The organism is Cronobacter malonaticus LMG 23826, assembly GCF_001277215.2.
Taxonomy (GTDB): domain Bacteria; phylum Pseudomonadota; class Gammaproteobacteria; order Enterobacterales; family Enterobacteriaceae; genus Cronobacter; species Cronobacter malonaticus.
On the sequence record NZ_CP013940.1, the window covers coordinates 3,541,128 to 3,563,264 of the forward strand.

At 58.1% G+C, this 22,137-nt stretch carries 15 protein-coding genes; 2 read left to right on the forward strand and 13 right to left on the reverse strand.

Features of this window, described 5'->3' with window-relative positions:
* Positions 1–14: 14 nt before the first annotated feature.
* The 8 genes from AFK66_RS16605 to ascF form a co-directional block, all read right to left on the reverse strand.
* A complete protein-coding gene (locus AFK66_RS16605) occupies positions 15–1,802 on the reverse strand; it encodes a diguanylate cyclase domain-containing protein (RefSeq protein ID WP_023899486.1) in 1,788 nt (595 codons plus the stop codon).
* Between the two features lie 237 nt (positions 1,803–2,039).
* Positions 2,040–3,707 (reverse strand): methyl-accepting chemotaxis protein, encoded by a 1,668-nt coding sequence (gene tsr / locus AFK66_RS16610; RefSeq protein ID WP_023899487.1) that lies wholly within the window; start codon positions 3,705–3,707, stop codon positions 2,040–2,042.
* A gap of 294 nt (positions 3,708–4,001) precedes the next feature.
* Positions 4,002–5,225: a hypothetical protein gene (locus AFK66_RS22775; RefSeq protein ID WP_023899488.1), complete on the reverse strand. Its 1,224-nt coding sequence runs from the start codon at positions 5,223–5,225 to the stop codon at positions 4,002–4,004.
* Positions 5,226–5,390: 165 nt separating this feature from the next.
* Positions 5,391–8,438: an autotransporter serine protease gene (locus AFK66_RS16620; RefSeq protein ID WP_032968605.1), complete on the reverse strand. Its 3,048-nt coding sequence runs from the start codon at positions 8,436–8,438 to the stop codon at positions 5,391–5,393.
* 670 nt (positions 8,439–9,108) lie between these two features.
* On the reverse strand, positions 9,109–10,344 hold the full coding sequence (codA, locus tag AFK66_RS16625) for a cytosine deaminase (protein WP_023899490.1): 1,236 nt from the start codon (positions 10,342–10,344) through the stop codon (positions 9,109–9,111).
* Between the two features lie 33 nt (positions 10,345–10,377).
* Complete coding sequence (gene codB / locus AFK66_RS16630) at positions 10,378–11,646, reverse strand: cytosine permease (RefSeq protein ID WP_023899491.1); 1,269 nt, start codon at positions 11,644–11,646, stop codon at positions 10,378–10,380.
* A gap of 203 nt (positions 11,647–11,849) precedes the next feature.
* Positions 11,850–13,280 (reverse strand): 6-phospho-beta-glucosidase, encoded by a 1,431-nt coding sequence (locus AFK66_RS16635; RefSeq protein WP_007780965.1) that lies wholly within the window; start codon positions 13,278–13,280, stop codon positions 11,850–11,852.
* 13 nt (positions 13,281–13,293) lie between these two features.
* Positions 13,294–14,757 (reverse strand): PTS cellobiose/arbutin/salicin transporter subunit IIBC, encoded by a 1,464-nt coding sequence (gene ascF, locus AFK66_RS16640; RefSeq protein ID WP_007780964.1) that lies wholly within the window; start codon positions 14,755–14,757, stop codon positions 13,294–13,296.
* 311 nt (positions 14,758–15,068) lie between these two features.
* Between ascF and AFK66_RS16645 the strand changes: the two genes are divergently transcribed.
* The gene (locus AFK66_RS16645; RefSeq protein WP_032983019.1) at positions 15,069–16,091 is read left to right on the forward strand and encodes a LacI family DNA-binding transcriptional regulator; all 1,023 of its coding nucleotides are present in this window, start codon (positions 15,069–15,071) and stop codon (positions 16,089–16,091) included.
* On the opposite strand, the gene AFK66_RS16650 is transcribed toward AFK66_RS16645, so the two are convergent.
* From AFK66_RS16650 to AFK66_RS16670, 5 genes are all read right to left on the reverse strand, one after another.
* Complete coding sequence (locus tag AFK66_RS16650; RefSeq protein ID WP_032983017.1) at positions 16,073–16,474, reverse strand: putative T6SS immunity periplasmic lipoprotein; 402 nt, start codon at positions 16,472–16,474, stop codon at positions 16,073–16,075. The genes AFK66_RS16645 and AFK66_RS16650 overlap by 19 nt on opposite strands.
* Before the next feature lie 107 nt (positions 16,475–16,581).
* Positions 16,582–17,652 carry a DUF2955 domain-containing protein gene (locus tag AFK66_RS16655; RefSeq protein ID WP_023899494.1) on the reverse strand — a complete coding sequence of 357 codons (1,071 nt, stop codon included), beginning with the start codon at positions 17,650–17,652 and terminating at the stop codon, positions 16,582–16,584.
* A 2-nt stretch (positions 17,653–17,654) separates the two neighbouring features.
* On the reverse strand, positions 17,655–18,722 hold the full coding sequence (locus AFK66_RS16660) for an HlyD family secretion protein (protein WP_023899495.1): 1,068 nt from the start codon (positions 18,720–18,722) through the stop codon (positions 17,655–17,657).
* Between the two features lie 2 nt (positions 18,723–18,724).
* The gene (locus AFK66_RS16665; protein ID WP_004387097.1) at positions 18,725–19,195 is read right to left on the reverse strand and encodes a MarR family winged helix-turn-helix transcriptional regulator; all 471 of its coding nucleotides are present in this window, start codon (positions 19,193–19,195) and stop codon (positions 18,725–18,727) included.
* Positions 19,196–19,334: 139 nt separating this feature from the next.
* The gene (locus tag AFK66_RS16670; RefSeq protein ID WP_007780954.1) at positions 19,335–20,408 is read right to left on the reverse strand and encodes a LacI family DNA-binding transcriptional regulator; all 1,074 of its coding nucleotides are present in this window, start codon (positions 20,406–20,408) and stop codon (positions 19,335–19,337) included.
* Positions 20,409–20,680: 272 nt separating this feature from the next.
* Here AFK66_RS16670 and AFK66_RS16675 point away from each other — a divergent pair, with 272 nt between their 5' ends.
* Positions 20,681–21,949, forward strand: coding sequence for a maltoporin (locus AFK66_RS16675; RefSeq protein WP_007780951.1), 1,269 nt, complete (start codon positions 20,681–20,683; stop codon positions 21,947–21,949).
* The last annotated feature ends 188 nt before the right edge of the window (positions 21,950–22,137 follow it).

Consider the following 22,137-nt stretch of genomic DNA (forward strand, 5'->3'; position numbering starts at 1 on the left):
CCGTAACCGCGCCGTCAGGCTCCCGGCTTCAGTCGGTTCGCCACCACAATGCGTGAGCGGCCCATCTCTTTGGCCAGATAGAGCGCGATATCAGCATTTTTTATCAGGCTGTCGCGCCGCGCGTGATCCGGCCAGGTGGCGAGGCCAATGGAGACGGATACCGGGCCAATCTCCAGACCGTTATAACGCAGCGACAGCTCGCTGACCTGCGTCAGAATGCGCGTGGCCAATGCATGAGCCTGCGCCTGGGGCATACCGGGCAGCAGCATCAGAAACTCTTCACCGCCGTAGCGAAACACCTGCGCCGTCTCGCCCGGCACCGCGCGGATTGTCCGCGCCACCTCTTTCAGCACCGCATCGCCCGCGTCATGGCCATACCGATCGTTAAGCGTTTTGAAATAATCGATGTCTATCATCAGGCAACTCACCGGCGAGCCGGTCGTCTCCGCCTGGCTGATGCAGGCGTGCAGCGCGTCTTCCAGGTGATAGCGGTTGCGCAGGCCCGTCAGTGAATCGTACATCGCCTTTTCGGTTAGCTCATCGCGCAGCTTCTGGTTGGCGAGCGCCAGCGCCAGCGTCTCGGCCATCAGCTCCAGATAGACGTAAGGCGGCTCCCTCTCCTCACTGATTTTTTCAAACGACAGCAGCCCGATGGTTTCATTCTGGGCGATGAGCGGCACGCAGATAGCCCGCATGGCGGCTGCGGGCGGCAGATGTTTACAGGGGATATCCACCAGATCGCGGCCAGGGCTGTGCGTCTGCCCGCGACGCAGCGCCCAGCATTCGTCCGGGGTAAACGCCGTATCGCCGCCGGACGTCTCAGGCCAGCGGGCGGCGCAAACCATCAAATGCTCGTGCGTATCCAGCACATAGAGTCTGCCTGCCAGCCCCGGCGCTATCTGCGGGGCAAACAGCCGGGCCAGTTCAATAATATCGCCGCGCGATTCGCTGCCCTGCAGCCGCTGGGTCATGCGCGACAGCAGCCCACGAATAGCCCAGTCGGCGTCGCGCTCCTGCTCCAGGCGCTGACGCGCCAGCCCGTTTTCGCGAAACACGTGGATAGCCTGCGCCATGTCGCCAATCTCATCCACCTGCTGTAACAGCGGCGCTTCCACCGCGTAATCCTGCGTTGCCAGACGGTTGACCACGTCACTCAGCTTCACCACCGGTTGCAGAATGCGGCGCTTAAGGATAAACCCAAGCACGAAGAGAAACAGCAGCGCGGTGAGACCGACCATAATTTCCGACAGCGTGCGCAGCCGCTGTGAGGCCTCGGTCGCGGCCTTAATCGACATGCCGGTGCGATAATCAAGCAGACTGCGAAATTGCGCGAACTGCAGGTCTACCCGGTCGAGTTCATGCTCATAATTCACGCCAAACAGCAGTTGCAGAGCGCGTGCGTTATCACCACGCGCTACGGCGTCCATCGCCTGCTGCTGCTCCTGTTCCAGGGCATGCGCCACCGCCATGCCCTGGCGCAGATGTTCTAACTCTTCAGGCGTAGCGCCCAGATCCCGCAGCCGCGCCAGATGCGCTTCATCTTTATCATCCTGCGCCTTTTTCGCCTGCCAGTCGGTCAAATCCTGCGGCCTGCGCTCGACCACGTAAACGCGCGCCAGCTCTGTAAGCGCGTAAGTCTCCTGTTCTACCGTTTCCGTCAGGCTGTCGTATGCCGCGCTCTGGCGCACAGCCGCCCGCTCCGCCTTGTCGGCGCCGGAGGCCATCATCAGCACGACCCCGGAAATCAGGGTTAACGCTACCGTCGCGCCATAGGCAATGTTGGTCATCGTTGCGATGCGCACAGAGGATCCCGTTCGTCAAAAAGGTGTGAACATGACATGGCGTGCATGCGTAAGAAAGACGCCCCGGTTTGATTATTCTGGTAAACAGTTAAATTATAGAAGTCGTTAACCGATTCTTATTATAAATGAATCGGGCCAGGCGCACGTTTTCGCAGGCGCGCCAGGGCGCTGAACGTCCGGCATAAAAAAGCCCCCGCCGCGTGAGCGACGAGGGCTTTTTACCGGCTAACGAAACGCTTAGAACGTTTCCCAGTTATCGTTACCCTGCGCAACCGCGGGTTTCGGCGCGGCGACCGGCGCGACGCTTGTCTGAACTGGGCTTACGCTACGCGGCTTGCCCTGCGCGCTCTGGCTGATACGGAACACGGCGACGGACTGCGTCAGGCGGCTCGCCTGCTCTTCCAACGCGCTCGCGGCGGCGGCGGATTGTTCCACCAGCGAGGCGTTCTGCTGGGTCACGCGGTCCATCTCGGCGACGGCCAGACCGACCTGGTCGATGCCGCGGCTCTGTTCGTCAGAAGCAGAGGCGATTTCGCCCATGATGTCGGTTACGCGGGTGACCGCGCTGACGATCTCGCCCATGGTTTCACCGGCGCTTTCCACCAGCGTCGATCCCACGTCCACTTTGCTGACGGAGTCTTCGATAAGCCCTTTAATCTCTTTCGCGGCCTGGGCGCTACGCTGCGCCAGGTTACGCACTTCGCCCGCCACCACGGCGAAGCCGCGGCCCTGTTCGCCTGCACGCGCGGCTTCTACCGCGGCGTTCAGCGCCAGGATGTTGGTCTGGAAGGCGATGCCGTCAATCACGCTTGTGATATCCGCGATTTTCTGGGAGCTGCCGGCGATGTCGCGCATCGTCTGCACCACGTTATCCACCACTTTGCCGCCTTTCTGGGCGGTTTCCGACGCGCTCAGCGCAAGCTGGCTCGCCTGACGGGCGTTTTCGGCGTTCTGTTTCACAGTGGCGGTCAGCTCTTCCATGCTGGCGGCGGTCTCTTCGAGAGACGCGGCCTGCTCTTCGGTGCGGGAAGAGAGATCGTTGTTACCAGCAGAGATTTCGCTCGCGCCGCTGTAGATGGCATCGGCGCCGTTACGCACTTCACCCACGGTACGCACCAGTTCGCCCTGCATATGTTTAATGCTGGCGGCCAGCTGGCCCATTTCGTTCGTGCCGTCCACGTCAATCTGACGCGCCAGGTCGCCACTCGCGATATGACGAATGCTCTCAATGATGCGGTTCAGCGGAGTGATAAGGGTGTTCTGGATACCGAACCAGACGCAGACAATCACGCCCAGCACCACGGCCAGCACGCCAATCAGGATCCAGATAGCCATGCTATAGGAGCTGTTGCTGCCTTCCACGGCGATGTCATACAGGCGGTCATTCTGCGCCATGTAATCGGTGTAGGCTTTCTCGAAACCGTCCTGATATTTCTGGGTCGGCTGGTCGAAGAATTCATTGATTTTCCCGGCCGCGAGCAGCTGAATCAGCTCCGCCAGCGCACCGTGGTAGATGTCATAGTTACGCTTAATTTCCTGCGCGTACTCTTCGCTCTGACGCGGGTCACGCGGCAGCGCCTGGTAATCCGCCCAGTGCGTTTCCGCCTGCTTCAGCGAGCTGCTGGCAATCTGCATCAGCTCCTGCACCGTCGCGCCGCTGCCGATGTTGTTCGCATCCATCATGTGACGGATACCGGCGCGGTTTAAGGTGTTACGGGTCTGAATCAGGGCAACCCAGCTGCCGTTCAGCGTGGACTGCTGCTGACGGATGGTTTGCAGAACGGTGAAATTTTCCTTGTCATTCTTGATGGCATTAAAGAACAGGCCACCGGAAGCCATTTGCAGCAGACCGAACAGGGCCAGAACAAACAGCAAACTGGTTACAACTTTGATGCGGTTTAACATGGTTTCTCTTCCCGATACGACAGATGGAGAGAGTTTCGGCATTAAACCCAAAAACTTTATAAGGATAAGCACCGCTCAGGCCCGATTTTTGTACTAAGTTTGGTGGGAAAATCACCATAAATACGCAGTGTGTGACGCAGGTCATGTTGTTACTTTCAGGAATACAAATTAAGCGCCGCTTAATTTCTGATTTCAGCATGACAAAATAATGCCTAAGCGCAAAACGTTAGCGGTTTGCTCGAAAGTGAGGAAAAAAAGAAAAACAGAGACACTCTCTGTTTTTCTCAGAGGCATTTATTTTTTAATCGCGCCATTCGCGTCAAACAGCGTATCCCAACGGCGGATCTCGCCCGTTTCAAAGGCGACACAGCCTTTCATCATCTGGCGGAAATAGCGTACCGAAGCTTCGTTATTGCCGGGGATGAAATTCGCGTAGTCGCGTGCCGTGGCCTGCGCGCGCAGTTTGACAATATAAGCCGGGCAGATGAGATTGACACTGCCGGTGGAAAACAGATTTACACCGCGGATAAAAAAGGCTTTTTCATCGCGGCCTGGCATTTCCTGCGTCTGCCAGACGGCTTGCGGAAACAACGCAGGTGAAAATTTCTCGTCATCAACCCGGTAGTAATGCGGCTGTGGATCGACCAGACCAATAGAGACCAGCGAGCCAAAAACAAGCGTGCTCCACAGGGTCGGAAAGAGCAGGACGATGCAGATGACTGCAATTACTGAAGTCAATAAAAAAGGTTTGAGGGCATCGATACCTTTCTGGCTATTATTACTTTCACTGTTTTGGCTTGCATCGTTTTGGCTCTTACGGTTACGTAAGTAATGGACAATCGCAGGCAGAAAAGCCAGGAAAGCAAACAGACTCATAAATGCCCATGCGACAAATAGAGCCCACAAACCTTCACCACGACTGGAATGAATAAGAAGCGCTGCTGGTATCGATATCGATAATCCTGGCAACATAATAAAAAGCATATTAACAAGCAATATCAAGAGGTTAAAATATGGTAGCCACCATTTCCTTTCTTGCTGATTAAAAGGATGCTTGATCAAGCCGACTTTAAAATAGTAAGCAGCCCATATTGCGAAGAGGAAGATGATAATAAAGATAATCCAGTTACTGAAAGGTAGTTCTTCGGTAAATATCGCGCTCAATAAAAATATCAGCGTAAGATAAATAACCGAAACAGCAAAACATATCAGAGGCAAATAGTTATTGTGTTCTTGATCGTCTTTTTCAAGATAAAATTCACTGTGCGCCAGTAAAATCGCACTGGGCAAAACCAGCGTGACAGAGATTATCAGCGAAAACACAGCGGCTGAAATCAAAAGCGATATCAACCCGATGTTAAATGAAAACGCCCCCATTAACAGATCAACACGGCCGACGCTGGAAAGATAACTCCAGATAATGACGCCTGAAAGTATTGTCGAATAAGGTAATAACGCGACGAAATATTTACCGATTTTCTTTGCCAGCGTTTTTAATTGTGCACCCTCTGTGCTCATTGCTATTCCCTTAATAAATCAATGTCAGGTTACAATACACCTGAAAAAAAGGTTTAAAACACCCACATAAAAATATTTATTTCTGTGCATTTTAATCCCGCCCCGTTAACAATAAAGGCGCCCTTGCAGGCGCCTTTATTGATTACCGCAAGCGATGCCGGGTTATCAGAAGTCCCAGCTAAAGCCCGCGTTGACGCTGTTGTCCTGATAGTTCTCGGAAATCAGCCCGCTGTAGCCGAGAGACAGATGCGCGTTGCGGTTTACCGCGACTTCCGCGCTCGCTTTCAGCACCGTGCCATCGCGCGAGGCCGACACGCTGTTGGTCACAAACGGCGTGCTGCTGCCCCGGAATTTAAGGCCGGTGGCGCGATCAAGCTCGCCATACTGATGCTGCCAGCCCACTTCGCCGCGCAGCGCCACGGTCGTTTCTGCGGTGGCGTCCCACTCCAGCCCTGAACGCAGGCCCAGCGTGGAGAACGTGGCGTCGGTGTGCTGTTTGTCGCCATGCAGCGCCGTGGCCCCGCCCTGCTCGTTGATGCGGTTGTTCTCAAAGTTCACGTAAGAGATATTCGCAAACGGCTCGACGTTTACCATCCCCGCCGCCAGTTGATAACCCGCCTCGGCGAAGAACTGCTCGGTACGGGCGTTATATTTCGCGTCAGCACGGTCAGACTGCGAACCAAAGCTTACGGAACGGCTGGTGTCAAAACGGTGCCAGGTGTAGCCCGCGCCCGCACGCAGCGCCAGCTCGCCAAGCTGTTTACCGCCGTAGACCGCCAGATGGTAGTTGTCGCTGTCCGCATTGGAGCCATAACCGCCGTCAAGCGACGTGCGGGTGTAGCCGGTCGCCACGCCCATGCGCCAGTCGTCGGCGTAAGCGGAATCGAGCCCCAGCAGCACGCCATAGGTCGATGCCTGATAACCCGTGGCATTTTCATCGCCGGAGGCGTGATCCCACGCGCCTAACAGCTTCGCCCACGCGCCGCCGTCATCGGCCGCCACTGGCGAAACGCTGGTCAGCCCTTCCGCCTGACGCAGACGCTCGTTCAGCGTATCGCGCAGGTAGCGGCTGTCGTTAATCTGCGCCGAGGCGATATCCGCGTGGATCTGGCCGCCCAGTTGGCGGAACGCCTGACGCGCCTGCGCTACCGAACCGGTCGAAAGCAGGCTCTCATACAGCGGGTTGCCCGCGCCGAGCGTTTCCAGCGCGCCAGCAACCGCACGGCCATTGGCGGTATCCGCGATGCTCGCGAACGTGGTGTCGTTACGCGCCACATCCAGCGTCACCTGCCCACCCGTATAGCCGAGCGAAGTGCCGAGGAACAGATAATCCGGCGCCACGCTGTCAAACTGGCCGGTAATGCCGTCCGCCGCCGACAGAATGTTGTACTGCTGGCCGAGCAGGCTGCGCACTTCCGCCTGGCTCAGCAGATTGCTGCTGTTCTCAAGCGACACCGCGACTTCGCCGCCGTTCAGCGCGATAGCGCCCGTAGCGTTAATCACGTCGCTGCGCCCGTCCGGCGACACTTCCACCGCGTAGCGCGAGCCAGGCTGGAACGTCACGTCGCCATTCACATTCAGCGTGCCGATAGAGTTACCCGGCGCGACCGTACCGCCGCGCGCCGCCGTCAGCGAGCCGACCGTACCGTTACCCGCCAGCACGCCCTGCTGCTGCACGGTAACGTCGGAAGTGACGGAGCCGTTAACCACCAGCAGGCCGTCGTTGACCAGCGTCGGGCCGGAGTAGGTGCTGGTACCGGTGAGCCACAGCGCGCCCGCGCCCTGTTTGGTCAGGCCGCCGTGGCCGGAGATATCGTTCGACCAGACATCCATCGCGCACTGAATATCACTACAGGTGCGCGCCAGTTTGGTACCCGCTTCCACTTCTTCGCCAATGCCCGGAATATCAGCGATAAACTGTGACGAGCCGTAAGCCACGCCGTCCGGATCCGGTACGCGGAATTCTTCAGGAATATCTTCCACGGTGTAGAACATGCCTGGCCCGTGGATCGCCTTGCTGAGATCGATCATCCCCCAGCCGTAAAGCGCGTCGATGCCCGGATCGCCCATATCCACGGTGGTGGTTTTCAGCACCTGGGCTATCTGCTCGCCGGTCATGTACGGGAAGCGCTCCATCAGCACCGCCACGCTGCCCGCCACGTGCGGGGCGGCCATCGAGGTGCCGCTGTAGTTGGCGTAACCGGTGGTCAGCGTCTCCAGGCTGGTGCCTTCAATCACCGAGCTGTAAATCCGGCTGCCTGGCGCCGAGACGCAGAAGCTCGCGGTGTAGCCGCAGCGGGAGGAGAACGTACTGATGGTGTACGGCACGCTGTTGGCAGAGGCCGGATCTTTCATCACGCTCGCGACAGAAAGCCAGTTCGGCGCGATATCCGGCACAAAGTAAGCGAGGCCCGCCATCGCGTCCGGGTTGTTGAGGTTGTAGTCGTTACCGGCGGCGAAAATGGTGACGATGCCGCTGCGGGCCGCGTCGATAGCGCCCTGATACGCGCCGCCCGGCTTGGTGCCGAGGATCTGTTTGATCTGATCGAACTGCGCCTGGGCGTCGGACACGGTGAAGTGCGGATAGGCCGGATCTTTTCCGCCCTGATCGAATTTCTCGGTGATGCCGATGCCCCAGCTGTTGTTAATAATGCGTGCGCCGCTGTCCATCAGCGCATGCCAGCCCGCCTCATACACCGCGCCGTCGTTGCCGAGAATAATCCCGTCTTCCGGGCCGGGGTCGCCGTTTTCAGCACTGATAATTTGGGCGTTAAATGCAACGCCGTGCATCGGCCCGCCGTCGCGGCTGCCTGCCGCAATACCGCCAACGTGGGTGCCATGCGCGCCCAGCTCGCCATCGGAATCCACAGACGGCGTACCGTCATAGCGGAAAGGGTCGCCTTTTTTCACCGGAATATACGGATCGGTATATTCGCGGATCCCTTCGGTGACGAGGTTAATGACTTTATCGGTGCCGGAGAATTCCGGGTGCTTTGCATAAACTGGCTGATCGAAAATACCCAGCTTAATGCCTTTACCGGTATATCCCGCCGCGTAGGCTTCATCGGCGTGAATAGCGCCAAGGCCCCACTCCGCATTAAATTCGCTGCTGCGCCAGCTGGCGGCATCGCCCGCTTTGCCCTGCTCAATATAATTACTCGCCCCCGCCTGCCCGATACCGGCCAGACCTAATGCTATCGCCACCGCGCTCATGCGAATACGACGCCCGCCCCGCACAGGCGAATATCCCGCCTGAACAGGTTCTGCTGCTCTGCTTCTGTTGATCATCCCAGAGACCGTCCATTGATTGTGAGTTTGCAAGGGGCCAGACGCGCCGGCCCTTATTGTCATAGGTATTGCGCGCGGCCACGGCGGCCGCTGCGAATATCAATGTTAAGCAGAATTTATTTATTTGCGCCAGTACCGATAAAGAGGGGGTAAAATTAAAAAGGTGAGCTACGTCATATTATTTTTCTATCTTTTATAACGTTTCAGAGGGTTAAAAAAGCGTGGCATAAAACGTTTTCATGTAGCATGACCTCTTTTTGCCGCTTCGCTTATTTTAGCGCCTGGCAGAAAACCATGTAAAATTAACCGATTACCTACAATGAACTATAAGCATATAAATAGTATTTCACTGAAAATATAAATAAAGAAAACGACCAGACATAATATTTACGACGCATTTCTTAATTATGCATAAATAAAAATCAAAAAAGCCTATGGCGCATTTTCAGGCTTTTAAGATGTTTCTTAAAAGCGAGTGAAAAATAACCACCTTGTGCTTATTCAGAGAAATACCGCAGGTATGAGGTAAAAAAAGCGCCCGCAGGCGCTGATGAAATGGAGGGATCTTTACCGGCACTGCCGGGCAGACATTCTTTTACGCATAATGCAGCGTTTCCGGCTCCCGGCGCAGGATCACCTTGCCGTGGCGCACCGAATAACGCGCCTTCGCCTGGCGGCGCACCACTTCGTAATCATCCGGCGCGTCGAGCACCACCAGATTTGCCGGACGCCCTTCACAGAGGCCGTAGTTATCGCCGAGGTTCATCGCCCGCGCGCTGTTGTCGGTCACGAAATCCAGGCTGCGCTTGAGATCCTCATAGCCCATCATTTGACAGATATGCAGCCCGGCGTCGAGCACGCGCAGAATGTTGCCGTTGCCGAGCGGATACCACGGATCTTTAATCGAATCCTGCCCGAAGCAGACGTTCAGGCCAGCGCGATCCAGCTCCGCCACGCGCGTCACGCCGCGCCGCTTCGGCCAGGTGTCGAAACGCCCCTGCAGATGAATGCTCTCCGTCGGGCAGGAGACGAAGCTTAAGCCAGCGCGTTTGAGCAGGCGGAACAGCTTTGAGCAATAGGCGTTATCGTAAGAGCCCATCGCCACCGTGTGGCTTGCCGTTACCCGCGCGCCCATGCCGCGCACGCGCGTCTCTTCCGCCAGCACCTCCAGAAAGCGCGACTGCGCGTCGTCGGTTTCATCGCAGTGCACATCTACCAGGCAGCCGGTGCGCTCGGCCAGATCCATCAGGAATTTCACCGAGCTGACGCCCTGCTCGCGGGTGTTCTCAAAATGCGGAATGCCGCCAACCACATCCGCGCCCATCTCCACGGCCTGCTCCATCAGCGCCCGCCCCTGCGGGAAGGACTCAATGCCCTCCTGCGGGAACGCGACGATTTGCAGATCGATAAGATGGCGCGCCTCTTCTTTCACTTCCAGCATCGCTTTCAGCGCGGCGAGCGTCGGGTCGGTCACATCCACATGGGTGCGCACGTGCTGAATGCCGTGGTCGCGCAGCATGCCGATGGTCGCGTGCGCGCGGCGTTTGGTGTCCTCATGGGTGATGGTCGCTTTGCGCTGGCCCCAGCGCTCAATGCCTTCAAACAGCGTGCCGCTCATGTTCCACTCAGGCTCGCCCGCCGTCAGGGTGGCGTCCAGATGAATATGCGGCTCCACCAGCGGCGGGATAACCAGCCCGCCCTGCGCATCCAGATCGCCTTCGTTGGGGGCCTGCATCGCCGTCTGCGGCGTAATGGCTTTAATGATCCCGTCATCCAGCACGAGCGTGAACCAGCCTTCGCGGCGGCGTAAACGGGCATTAACGATATTCATAACGGCTCCTTTGAGTAAGACGGTGAGTGTGGCTCACGGCTGCGGCTGTGCCAGCGCGCGACGCTGTTCCCGCACGCGCGCCAGGCGCACAAACAGAAGATAGCTCGCCGCCGACACCGCGATGCCCACCAGCGGGGCCACCCACGGTGAAAAATAGGCGGTCAGCGCGCCAAGCGAATAAGCGGCAAGCCCCGCATAGTTAAAACGCGGCAGGCGAGCCTCGCTCAGCGCCGGATAACGCCCGCGGCGGTGAAACACATAGTCGGCGATGATCACCCCGCCGACCGGCGGAATAATGCTGCCGAGCAGCACCAGAAACGGGATCAGCAGCTCATACATCCCGCCGATAGCCAGCAAAATGCCGATGCCCGCGCTCGCGACGGTGAGCGTGCGGCGGCGCTCGCTGCGCAGTAAATGGCAGGCGGCGGCAGAAACGTTATAAATCGTCGGCCCCTGAATGGTCCACAGATTCAGACACAGCATGATGACCGCCGCCACCGACAACCCCTGCAACGTCATGACCGCCACGATATCGGCCTGCTGATAGACCACCGCGCACCATGCGCCTGCGACCACCATCAGCCCGTTGCCAATGAGAAAGCTAATCAGGCTGCCGGTAATGGCGGTGCCACTGCTGCGCGCCATGCGCGTCCAGTTGGTGGCCTGAGTCGCGCCGCTCGCAAACGTACCAAACACCATCGTGATGGCCGCCGACCAGCCCAGGGTTTCGGTGGGTTCAATGCGCTGCATCGCCTGCCAGCCGCCCGCGTGGCGGGTCGCAATCCACATCGAGGCGACCAGCAAAATAAACATCAGCGGCACCGAAACGCGCGAGAGCAGATCCAGCCCGCGATAGCCCACCAGCGCCGTCACGCAAAACGCGAGGCCGAAGAACACCATCAGCGGCGTGGTGAGCCATTCCGGCAACGCCAGCAGTTTCACGAGCGTGATGGCGACCGTGGCGGTGCCCCACGCGTACCAGCCCAGCTCCGCGAAGCCGAGCAGGAAATCGGAGAGCTTGCTGCCCTTCTCGCCAAAACAGAAGCGCCCCATCAGCACAGTATTCAGCCCGCTGCGGGCAGCTATCCAGGCAAGCGCCGCCGCATACAGCGCCAGCAGCAGGTTGCCAATCGTGGCTATCCAGAGCATCTCGACAATCGGAAACGCGACGCCGAGCTTGCCGCCTGCGAACATCGTGCCGGTGAAAAAGGTAAAGCTGAACAGCACCATAGAAATGGAGAGCAGGCCCTTGCGCCCGGCGGCGGGTGCCTCGCTTAACGGGAATTCGGTGTTGGCTGACATAACGGCTCCTCTGCGAAGATAAAACGCGTGTGGACAGAGATTCAGCAAGTTATGTGCCAGGAATCGGCGGGCGAAATGACGGATATATCCGGCATCAGCAGAGAAACCACGCCCTGCGATTGTGCAACGCGGCGCGGTTTGCACTGTCGTCGGGAGACGCGCGCCGCTCTGAGCGGCGACGCGCGTTATAGCGGATGGCGGGATCAGTCGAGATCGACACCGTTGCTGGCGATCACTTTTTTATACCACCAGAACGATTTCTTACGCTTGCGCTCCAGCGTGCCGCAGCCCTGGTCGTCGCGATCCACCCAGACAAAACCGTAGCGTTTGCTCATCTCGCCGGTGGAGGCCGACACCAGATCGATGCAGCCCCAGGTGGTGTAGCCCATCACCGGAATGCCGTCTTCAATGGCTTCGCGCATCGCGCGGATATGCTCGCGCAGATAACTGATGCGGTAGTCATCTTCGATTTCGCCCTTTTCATTAAAGGCGTCTTTCGCGCCGAGGCCGTTTTCCACCAGGAACAGCGGTTTCTGGTAGCGGTCATACATCATGTTCATGGTGATGCGCAGCCCCAGAGGATCGATTCCCCAGCCCCATTCGCTCGCCTCGATATACGGGTTTTTCAGCGATTTCACGATGTTTGCCGCATTCGTTACCTGGCTGTTCATATCTGCCGAGGCGCAGCGCGAGGCGTAGTAGCTGAAAGAGACGAAATCGACGGTATCTTTAAGGATTTCATCATCTTCCGGCGCTTTTTCAATCACGATGCCTTTTTCACGGAACAGGCGCTGCGTGTAGGCCGGGTACGCCCCGCGCGCCTGCACGTCGATGAAAAACAGGTTTTCGCGGTCTTTCTCCAGCGCTGCCCAGACATCTTCCGGCTTGCAGGAGTAAGGGTAGAAGTTACCGCCCGCCAGCATACAGCCCACCTGGTTTTGCGGGTTCACTTCATGCGCGATACGGGTGGCGATAGCGCTGGCGATAAGCTCATGATGAGCGGCCTGGTATTTCACCTGTTCATGGTTTTCGCCCGGCTCAAACGCCAGGCCCGCGCCGGAGAACGGGCTGTGCAGCAGGATGTTGATCTCGTTGAACGTGAGCCAGTATTTCACAAGTCCGTCGAACGCTTCAAAACAGGTGCGCGCGTAGCGGGTGAAAAACTCCACCATTTTACGGCTGCGCCAGGAGCCATATTCGTTCACCAGATGCATCGGCACGTCGAAGTGGCACAGCGTCACCAGCGGCTCGATGTTGTATTTTTTGCACTCGCTGAACAGCGCGCGGTAAAACGCGATGCCCTCTTCGTTCGGTGTCTGTTCATCGCCGTTCGGGTAGAGACGGCTCCAGGCGATGGACGTGCGAAACACCGTAAACCCCATCTCGGCCATCAGCGCGATATCTTCTTTATAGCGGTGATAAAAATCGATCGCCTCGTGGCTCGGATAAAATTCATCGTCACGCCAGCCGGTGCGCTTATCGAGCCCAAGCTTTACCGCCAGACGATTCGGGCCGTGCGGCAGCATATCAACCGTGGCTGGCCCTTTGCCGCCCTCGCGCCACGCGCCTTCCGCCTGGTTTGCCGCAATCGCGCCGCCCCATAAAAATCCTTCTGGAAAAGTGTTGTTATCCATACGTGTCCTCTGATTAATTCGGTTTTACTGCGGGCGCCTGCGCGGTGAAAGCCGCAGGCTGCGGGTTATCGCGGGCGGGTTCGGGTGCTTCGACGGGAATATCCTCAAAGCCCAGCACCAGCGTCAGGATAAACGACAGCACCACCGCCAGCGCCATCACCCCAAAGACCCAGACGATCGTCATCGGGTTGGCCGGATCGAAAAACTGCACGCTGGTAAACAGCCCCGGCGCGGCCATCGAGTGGCTCGCAAGCCCGGCAAGCCCCGCCACCGCGCCGCAGACGAAGCCGCTAATCAGGCTCGCCACCAGCGGACGTTTCAGCCGCACCGCCACGCCGTACAGCGCAGGCTCTGAAATGCCCGCCACAATGGCGGATGCCGCCGCGGCCAGCGCCGTCTGGCGCAGTTCCGGGTTGCGGGTGCGCCACGCGACCGCGAGCGACGACCCACCGAGCGACAGGTTGGCCCCGATCTCCGACGGCATCACCATGCCCTCTTTGCCGGTTTCGGCGATGGTCTGGATGATGGTCGGCGTAAACACGCGGTGCATTCCGGTAATGACTAACAGCGGCCAGAGCGCGCCCATAATCGCTACCGACAGCCAGCCCAGATAGCTGTGGATGGTGTATACCACCGACGAAATGCCGCTGCCAATCCAGATACCAATCGGGCCAATCAGCATGATGGCGATGGGCGCGGCGATCAGCACAATCAGCATCGGTTTCAGGAAGTTTTTGGTCACCGCTGGCGTGATTTTGTCCACCCAACGTTCAATATAGGAGAGTATCCAGGTCATGCAGAGCGCCGGGATCACGGTATAGGTATATTTTACCGCCGTGACCGGAATACCAATGAAATCCACCGGTTGCCCCTGCGCGGCTTTGGCCATCAGGTCAACGAAGTTTGGGTGCACCAGCACGCCCGCAATGGCTATCGCCAGCGACATATTGGTTTTGAATTTCAATGCGGCCGAGGCGGCCACCATGATCGGCAGGAAGAAAAACGCGCCGTCGCCAATCACGTTGAGAATGGTGAGCGTCGGCGCGCCTTTCTCATAAACGCCCGACATCTCCAGCACCATCGCCAGCAGTTTGACCATCGAACCGCCGATAATCGCCGGGATCAGCGGCGACATGGTGCCAATTAGCGCGTCGAGAATGCCCGCGCCGATGCGCCGCAGGGTGATTTTGTCGTTACGCGGCAGCGCGCGCTCGACCCGCGCGCCTTCCGGCAGCAGTTTCAGGACTTCGGCATACGCCTGCGACACCGTGTTGCCGATGATGACCTGGCACTGGTTCTCATTGCGTACCACGCCGAGCACGCCGGGAATGGCCTTAAGGCGCGCCGCGTCCACGGCGCTGTCGTCGTTCAGCACAAAGCGCAGGCGCGTCATGCAGTGCGTGACGGCCGCCACGTTACCGCCACCGCCAATCGCCTCGACGACCGCGCCCGCCAGCGCTACGTAATTCTTTGACATGATGGTGAACTCTCTCGTTATCACACGCCGTGGCACCAGAGCCGCCCCTGCGCGTTTATTATTTTAAATTCAGGTACTTGTCAGGATTTACGGCGCTAAACGCCGCATCGCGCTGACAGGATGATGTAATAGGTAACCGGTTCCACATTAGAGTGGTTGTGGTCATAAAACAGATCAACTGAAATTTAATCGGGCTTTAAAATCTGTGATGCGGATCGCCATCAGGCGGTCGTCAGCGTGCGCGACATGCCTGCCGCTTTACCGGGAAATGTGTAGAATGTGCGGCACATCAGCCGAGCCGGAGGGATTACATGTCGACAATGCAGGAAGTGGCCAAAAAAGCGGGCGTCTCTAAGGCCACCGTGTCTCGCGTGCTCTCCGGCAAAGGGTATGTCAGCGAAGAGACGCGCAAACAGGTGTTCGAGGCCATCGACGCCACCGGCTACCGGCCCAATCTGCTGGCGCGCAATCTCGCGACCAATACCTCCCAGTGCATAGGGATGGTGGTCACCAACACGCTCTACAGCGGCAGCTACTTCAGCGAGATCCTCTCGCGCGCAGCGAAAAAGCTGGAAGAAAATGGCCGCCAGTTGATTCTGGTGGACGGTAAACACAGCGCCCGCGAAGAGCGCGAGGCGATTGAGTTTCTGCTCGATTTACGCTGCGACGCCATCATCCTCTATCCGCGCTTTCTCGGTGTTGACGAGATTGACGAGATCATCAGCCAGACCCGCCAGCCGGTGATGGTGGTGAACCGTAAGCTGCGGAAACACCAGAGCCACTGCGTCTGCTGCGACCATAAAAACGCGAGCTTTAACGCCACCCGCGCGCTGCTGGAGCGCGGGCATCGCGAGATCGCATTTATCACCGGATCGCCTGATTCCCCTACCGCGCTGGAGCGTCTGGCGGGCTACAAAGAGGCGCTACGCCAGCACGGCATTACGCCTGCAACGTCGCTGATTGTGGAAGGCAAATGGACGCCCGCGAGCGGCGCGCAGGCGGTAAAGACGCTGCTGGAAAGCGGCACGTCATTTAGCGGGCTTATCGCCAGCAACGACGATATGGCGGTCGGCGCGCTGAAAGCGCTGACGGACGCGGGCATTCCGGTGCCGCAGCAGGTGTCGCTGATAGGCTTTGATAACAGCCCCACCGCGCCCTTTTTAAGCCCGGCGCTCGCCAGCGTGAAAGACCCCGTCACGGATATGGTGCATGAAACGATAAACCGCCTGATAGCGATGCTCGACGGCGGCTATCTCTCGCGCGATAACCTGTTCGTTTCAGAGTTTATCCTGCGCGATTCGGTGGGGAATGGGCCTTACTGCGCCCGATCGTAAGTGGCGCTGATTTTTAACGGGAAAGTCTGCGCCGTCGCGAAATGCGCGGCGAATAAACGGAGCGGACCGCCTTTCAGGCTCTGGAAATAGTAGTACGCAGAATAGCGGTTGCCGGGGCGGTAACTGAAACCCAAATCGGGTAAACACTGCCCGCGCGCCACGTGGCGTTTCGCCTCGGGCAACTGCGATTCCATTAAGGACTCTCCCCTCTCGCTGTATATTTCAACCGAGCGAATGACCTCATCAGGTTTATTCGCCACCAGCAAACAGACCGTATCGCCGCGCGCCATTACCGTGGCTGGCTCTTCAAGAGATATCCTGTCCGCACCAGACGGACACACCGTCAGTAAACCGGTTAGCATCACGACAAGCAGGCGTTTCATCTTCCCTTTCCCTTCACATTTCCAGGTGTGCGAGAGTATCGCGTTGCTTGCGGGCGCGCCTGTCGACGCGCCGAAAAATGACCGTTTTCAGATTCGCACAAGACACCCTACGGCTCGCTTTTCACCACGTAACGGGTGGCGGGGAAGCGGTTCAAAATCAGGTGCACTAAAAACACCATCGTCAGCGTGATAAGCAGCGACACGGTGACGGAGCTGATGCGGTAGAGATCGCTGAAAACGAGATCGGTATCAGGGTGAAGGTTCTGCCCGAACATGATGCCGAGCGTGGTGATACTGGCGAACCCGACACCCGCGCCGACCTTTTCCATCACGTGCAGGCGGGCGCTGAAGGCAAAGCCGAGCGCGATAAGCGGCATCATCAGCACCATGTGGCTGCTGTGATCGTAGAGCACCAGCTGCACCAGCAGCACATAGAGACAGCCAATCACCACGCCCACCACGCGCCACAGCGAGCTTAACACCGCGCCGCGATAATGCATGGGAAAGAGGATCAGGATGCCCGCCATCAGCGCCGAGAGCGAATCGCTTAAATCCGCCATCTGAAACACCACGAAATTGAGCGTCGCCACCGTGCCGGAAAGCAAATATTCATGGCGCACCCGCGCGGCGTCTTTTTCAATCAGCGGCGGCGGCTTGCGCGGTTCGACATCCGGTAGCAGATAGTGCATCAGCGCGCTTAGGCCTACGGCCATCACGCTCGCTTCCATATTGGAAAAGAGCAGCGTGTGCCAGTCGCTGGTCGGGTAGCTCATAAAGTTGAGCATCACGCTCTGGCAGACGACGCCCATTGAGCCGAAGAGAAACAGCGGGCCTTTGCTCATAAAGCGAAAACGCATCACGTAGAGCGCAAACACCACGCCCGTCATGATCACCGGCCATTGCCACAGATAACCGACAATAATCACCATTTCGACACAGTTCAGCGCGGCGCTGAAGATAAACTGCTTCGCGACGTGGCGGTTAAAAACCGGCACCAGTGACAGCAGCATGATCGGGTAGATAACAAAAAAGACGCCATAACTGGTGTTGTAGAAACTCGAAATGCTGAGCGCGATGACGCCCGCCACCATGATGCGCAGCGTCTGGCGGAAGTCATTCGCCGTATAGACGATGTTGCCGTGCGGGGTAAAGACCCGCGCCAGTGTGTTAATAGACATGGTTAATACACATAGTGCAGCAGGCTTATCAGGTGGATCTGTACGCCCGAGAAGAAGCGGGCGAACGGACCTTCGCTGTTATAGAGCTGCACGGTGGCGCGCGCGCCGGTCGGCAGCGTCGCAGGCAACGGCTCGTCCAGCGCCACGTGAATGCGCATACGCCGCGCGTCGCGCACCCAGCGGTTCGACTCCTCCGGCTGCGACAGCTGGCCATTCACCGCCTGCTGGCCCGCCAGTATCCCGGCGTCATGGCTGGTGACGTGCGCGTGGAACACCTGGCCTGGCAGCGCGTCGAACACCACGGCGGCGTCGGTGCCCGCGTGCGTGTGGCGCAGGCTCTTCTCACGGAAATCGGCCACGATATCGGTGTGCTCGCTCACCAGCGCCAGCGCGGGCGTACCGGCGGCGGCAAACCAGCCGGGGCTTAACTGCAGGTTGCTGACGGTGCCGTCGGCTTCGGCGCGGATCTGAGTCCAGCCGAGATTAAGCTGCGCGTCCTGTAGCGCGTTGCGGTATTTCTCCAGCGTCACGTTGCGGTTGTCGTCCCGTTCGCCGCGCTCGATGGTCAGTTCGTTGATTTTCGCCTCCAGCTGCGCCACCGCCTGTTCGCTGGTCTGCCAGGTGGTGCGCACCTTGTCGAGATCCTGCTGCGAGACGTTTTGCATCGTGCTCAGGCGCTGATAGCGGTCAAAGGTGACTTTATCGTTGCGCGCCGTCAGGCGGGCGGTGTTGAGGCTGGCCCTGGCCGCGACAATCTGCGCGTCCAGTTGCTCGTTGGCAAGCCGCGCCTGGCGCAGCGCGATTTCCGCCGCCTCGACGCGGTTGGTAAACGGCGCGGCATCCAGCTCAAACAGCAGATCGCCCTTTTTCACATGGCTGTTGTTGGCGACATGCACCGCCGCCACGTAGCCCGACACGCGCGATGAAACAGGCGTCACCACGCGCATCACGGTGGAATCCGGCGTCAGCGGGATCCAGATATCGGCGAGAATGAAGTAAACGAACATTGCCAGGAAAGTGGCAATACTCACCCTTACCCAGCGGGCAAATTTTTGTTCCGGAGTCATCATAGTTATTGTGCGTTGTTAGCGTCTTCGTCGCGGATCGTGCGCAGATTACGCGCGATCTGGTTTAAGGTGTCGCTGAAGATGTCCATATCCTGCGCGGGAATATTGTGTGACACGCGCGCCTGGTAGCGCGCAATCACCGTGTTAAGCGTGGCAAGCATCGCCCGCCCTTCGTCGGTGAGCGAAACCAGGCGAATGCGTTTGTCCCAGGGTGACGTAGTGCGCACCAGCAAACCTTTACTTTCAAGGCACGCCAGCGTGCGCATCAGCGGCGGCAGTTCAATGCCCTGCACCTGCGCCAGTTCGCTGACCGAAAGATTATCCCCCTGCTGATCGAGCTGCATCAGCACCGTCCAGCCAGACTGCGTCAGGCCGGTGTCGGTAATCGCACTATCGATAATGGCGCGCCACTGACGCACTATCATCGCCATGCGCATGCCCATCGGACGGCGGGCGAACCGTTCATCTTCAGTCATTGGGGGCTCCCTTCAGTTAGCGGGAGGGCAAATTAATACTTATCAGGGTAAGTATCAAGAAACAGGCGGGAGAAAAGCATGGATTGCGAAAGGCGCGGGCCGCGGCACCGGCTGCGCGGCCCGTGATAACCAGGCGTGATTACTGGCTGAGACGGCTTGCGATAAGACGCAGCTCATCGGCGATTTTGCGCATATCAGGCGCGTCGTCTTCACGCGGGCCGGTGGAGTGACGAATCACCAGCCGCGCCGGGAGAATGGAAGAAAGCCGTGAGGCGTCGCTTTCGCTCGCTTCCAGCAACCGCCGCACCGCCTCTTTGCCCTGCATGTCGAGATCGAGCGAGACGGTGGTCAGCGCCGGATAGAAAAACGAGCTTTCGTAGGTGTCGTCATAGCCAATCACCGATTTCTGCCCCGGAATGGAGAGCTGCTGCTGATGAAACGCGCTCAGCACGCCAAGCGCCATCTGGTCGTTCGCCACCAGCACGGCGGTGAAATGCGGCGCTTCACGCAGCATTTGCAGCGCGCCCGCGTAGCCGCTCTGCGCGTCCCAGTTGCCATGCAGCACCGTCACTGGCGTCAGGCCGTAGCTCTCCAGCGTCTCAAGCCAGCTTTTGAGGCGCAGCCGCGCGGACACCGAGCGCTCCGGCCCCGCCAGCAGTGCGATATCGCGATGCCCCAGTTCGTATAAATACTTCACGCTCGCGCGCGTGCCGTCCGCCGGATTAAAAGAGACGTTAAACACCGAGCTGTACGGGTCCACATCAAGGAACAGGCACAGGATATCGTCGTTATCGGCGGCGATTCTCTCCGCTTCCTGGGTCTCCAGCGGTACGTTGATGATAACCTTATCCACCAGCTGGGACTTGAGTTCGTTGATGGAATCCTGAATTCCCTGGCTGACGTTCTCATCGATCATTGAGATCAATACCTGGTAGCCATCCAGATTTGCGTAACGTTTCACCGCCGCCGCCACCTGCGACGGCGCATGTAATGCAAGCGATGTGGTGACCAGGCCAAGCGTCATGCTCTGCTTGCCGACCAGCTGCTGCGCCAGTCGGTTAGGCACATAACGCAGATGCGCGATTGCCTCCTCCACCTTGCGGCGCGTGGCTTCAGAGACATTCGCAGACTTATTCAAAACACGAGACACCGTCTGGTAGGAAACCCCCGCATGGCGAGCGACGTCTTCCAGTGTGGCGCTTTTAGACTTCATGTTCCGGTTCCTTTTTCATGGGCTGCGCTGATTGTAACAGGCACCAGCCGGAAAAGCCTTTTCTGCATAAATCCCCGTTATCCACTCTCTTAACCAAGTATTACGTTCACAATACATAAAACTCGTGAGAAACATCACCGTTCGTTACAAAAATGGCTGATTTATTTGCACTGAGTCACAATTAATTAAGATCAAAATTGCCTGAAATTCTGCAAAGGCGTTTTATGGCCTCGGTTATGTGAACGTAATACAAAACAATAAAAGAGGTTACTATGAACACTACGCTACGCACAGTGGCCGTTGCGTTAGCTGCCGCGCTGACTTCACCTTGTCTGCTGGCCGCTTCATCTTCTGTACCCATTGATTTTCATGGCTATTTGCGTGGCGGCGTGGGCGTCTCGCAGGATGGTGGCCAGGAAGAGTGGCAGAAAAACAAGCTGGGGCGTCTGGGTAACGAAACCGACACCTATGGCGAAGTTGAACTGGGCTCTGAAGTTTACAAAAAAGACGAAGTCAGCTTTTATGTCGACAGCATGGTCAGCATGGTGTCCGACGGCTCCCACGATAACGAAAGCACGCTTAACGACGACGCCCAGTTCGGCCTGCGCCAGTTAAACCTGCAAATTAAAGGGCTGATCCCGGGCGATCCGAACGCGGTGATCTGGGGCGGCAAGCGCTACTACCAGCGCCACGACCTGCACATCATCGATACTAAATACTGGAACATCTCCGGCTCTGGCGCGGGGATCGAAAACTACACCTTAGGCCCGGGCGCGATCTCCTTCGCGTGGATCCGCGGCGACGCCAACGATCTCGACTACCGCGTCGATGGCGATAACGACGTTAACATCAACTATCTCGATCTGCGTTACGCGGGCTGGAAGCCGTGGGCAGGCGCCTGGACGGAGTTTGGCATCGATTACGCCATGCCAAACCCGACCGACAAACAGAAAGAGTACGGCGGCCTGTATGAAGCCGATAACGGCGTGATGCTGACCGGCGAAATCAGCCAGGACATGCTCGGCGGCTATAACAAACTGGTGTTGCAGTACGCTAATAAGGGCCTTGCGCAGAACATGGTGTCGCAGGGCGGCGGCTGGTATGACATGTGGAACTACGTCAACGACGCTACCGGCTATCGCGTGATCAACACCGGCCTGATTCCGATCACCGACAAGTTCTCGTTTAACCATGTGCTGACCTGGGGCTCGGCGGACGACATCACCGCCACGACCGATAAATCACGCCTGCTGTCGCTGGTAGGGCGCGGTCAGTACCAGTTCACGCAGTATGTGCGCCTCATCGGGGAAGTGGGCGGATTCTGGCAGAAGGACACCTATAACAACGGCGCGGATTACAAGCAGAGCGGCGAAAAATACACTATCGCGCTTGGCCTCGCCGATGGCCCGGAATTTATGTCACGCCCGGAACTGCGTGTGTTCGCCTCTTATCTGAACGATTCGCAGAACGGTAAATCCCTGCAGGACGGCACGGCGGACGACACCTGGAACTTCGGCGTTCAGGTCGAAGCCTGGTGGTAAGAAACAGTTCCTGGCGCTCACCACGCGTCAGGCTGTGCGGGCGGCGGCCCGAAACCGCTGTCCGCAGGCGTTGTCTGATGCAGACACGCAGAGTAAGCGTTGTATCTCTGAGTTATGGCACTGCCATCAAGGCGTAACGGCCTCTGATGCACCCTCGTTGCCTTTTGCGGGATAACCTTTTATGCAGG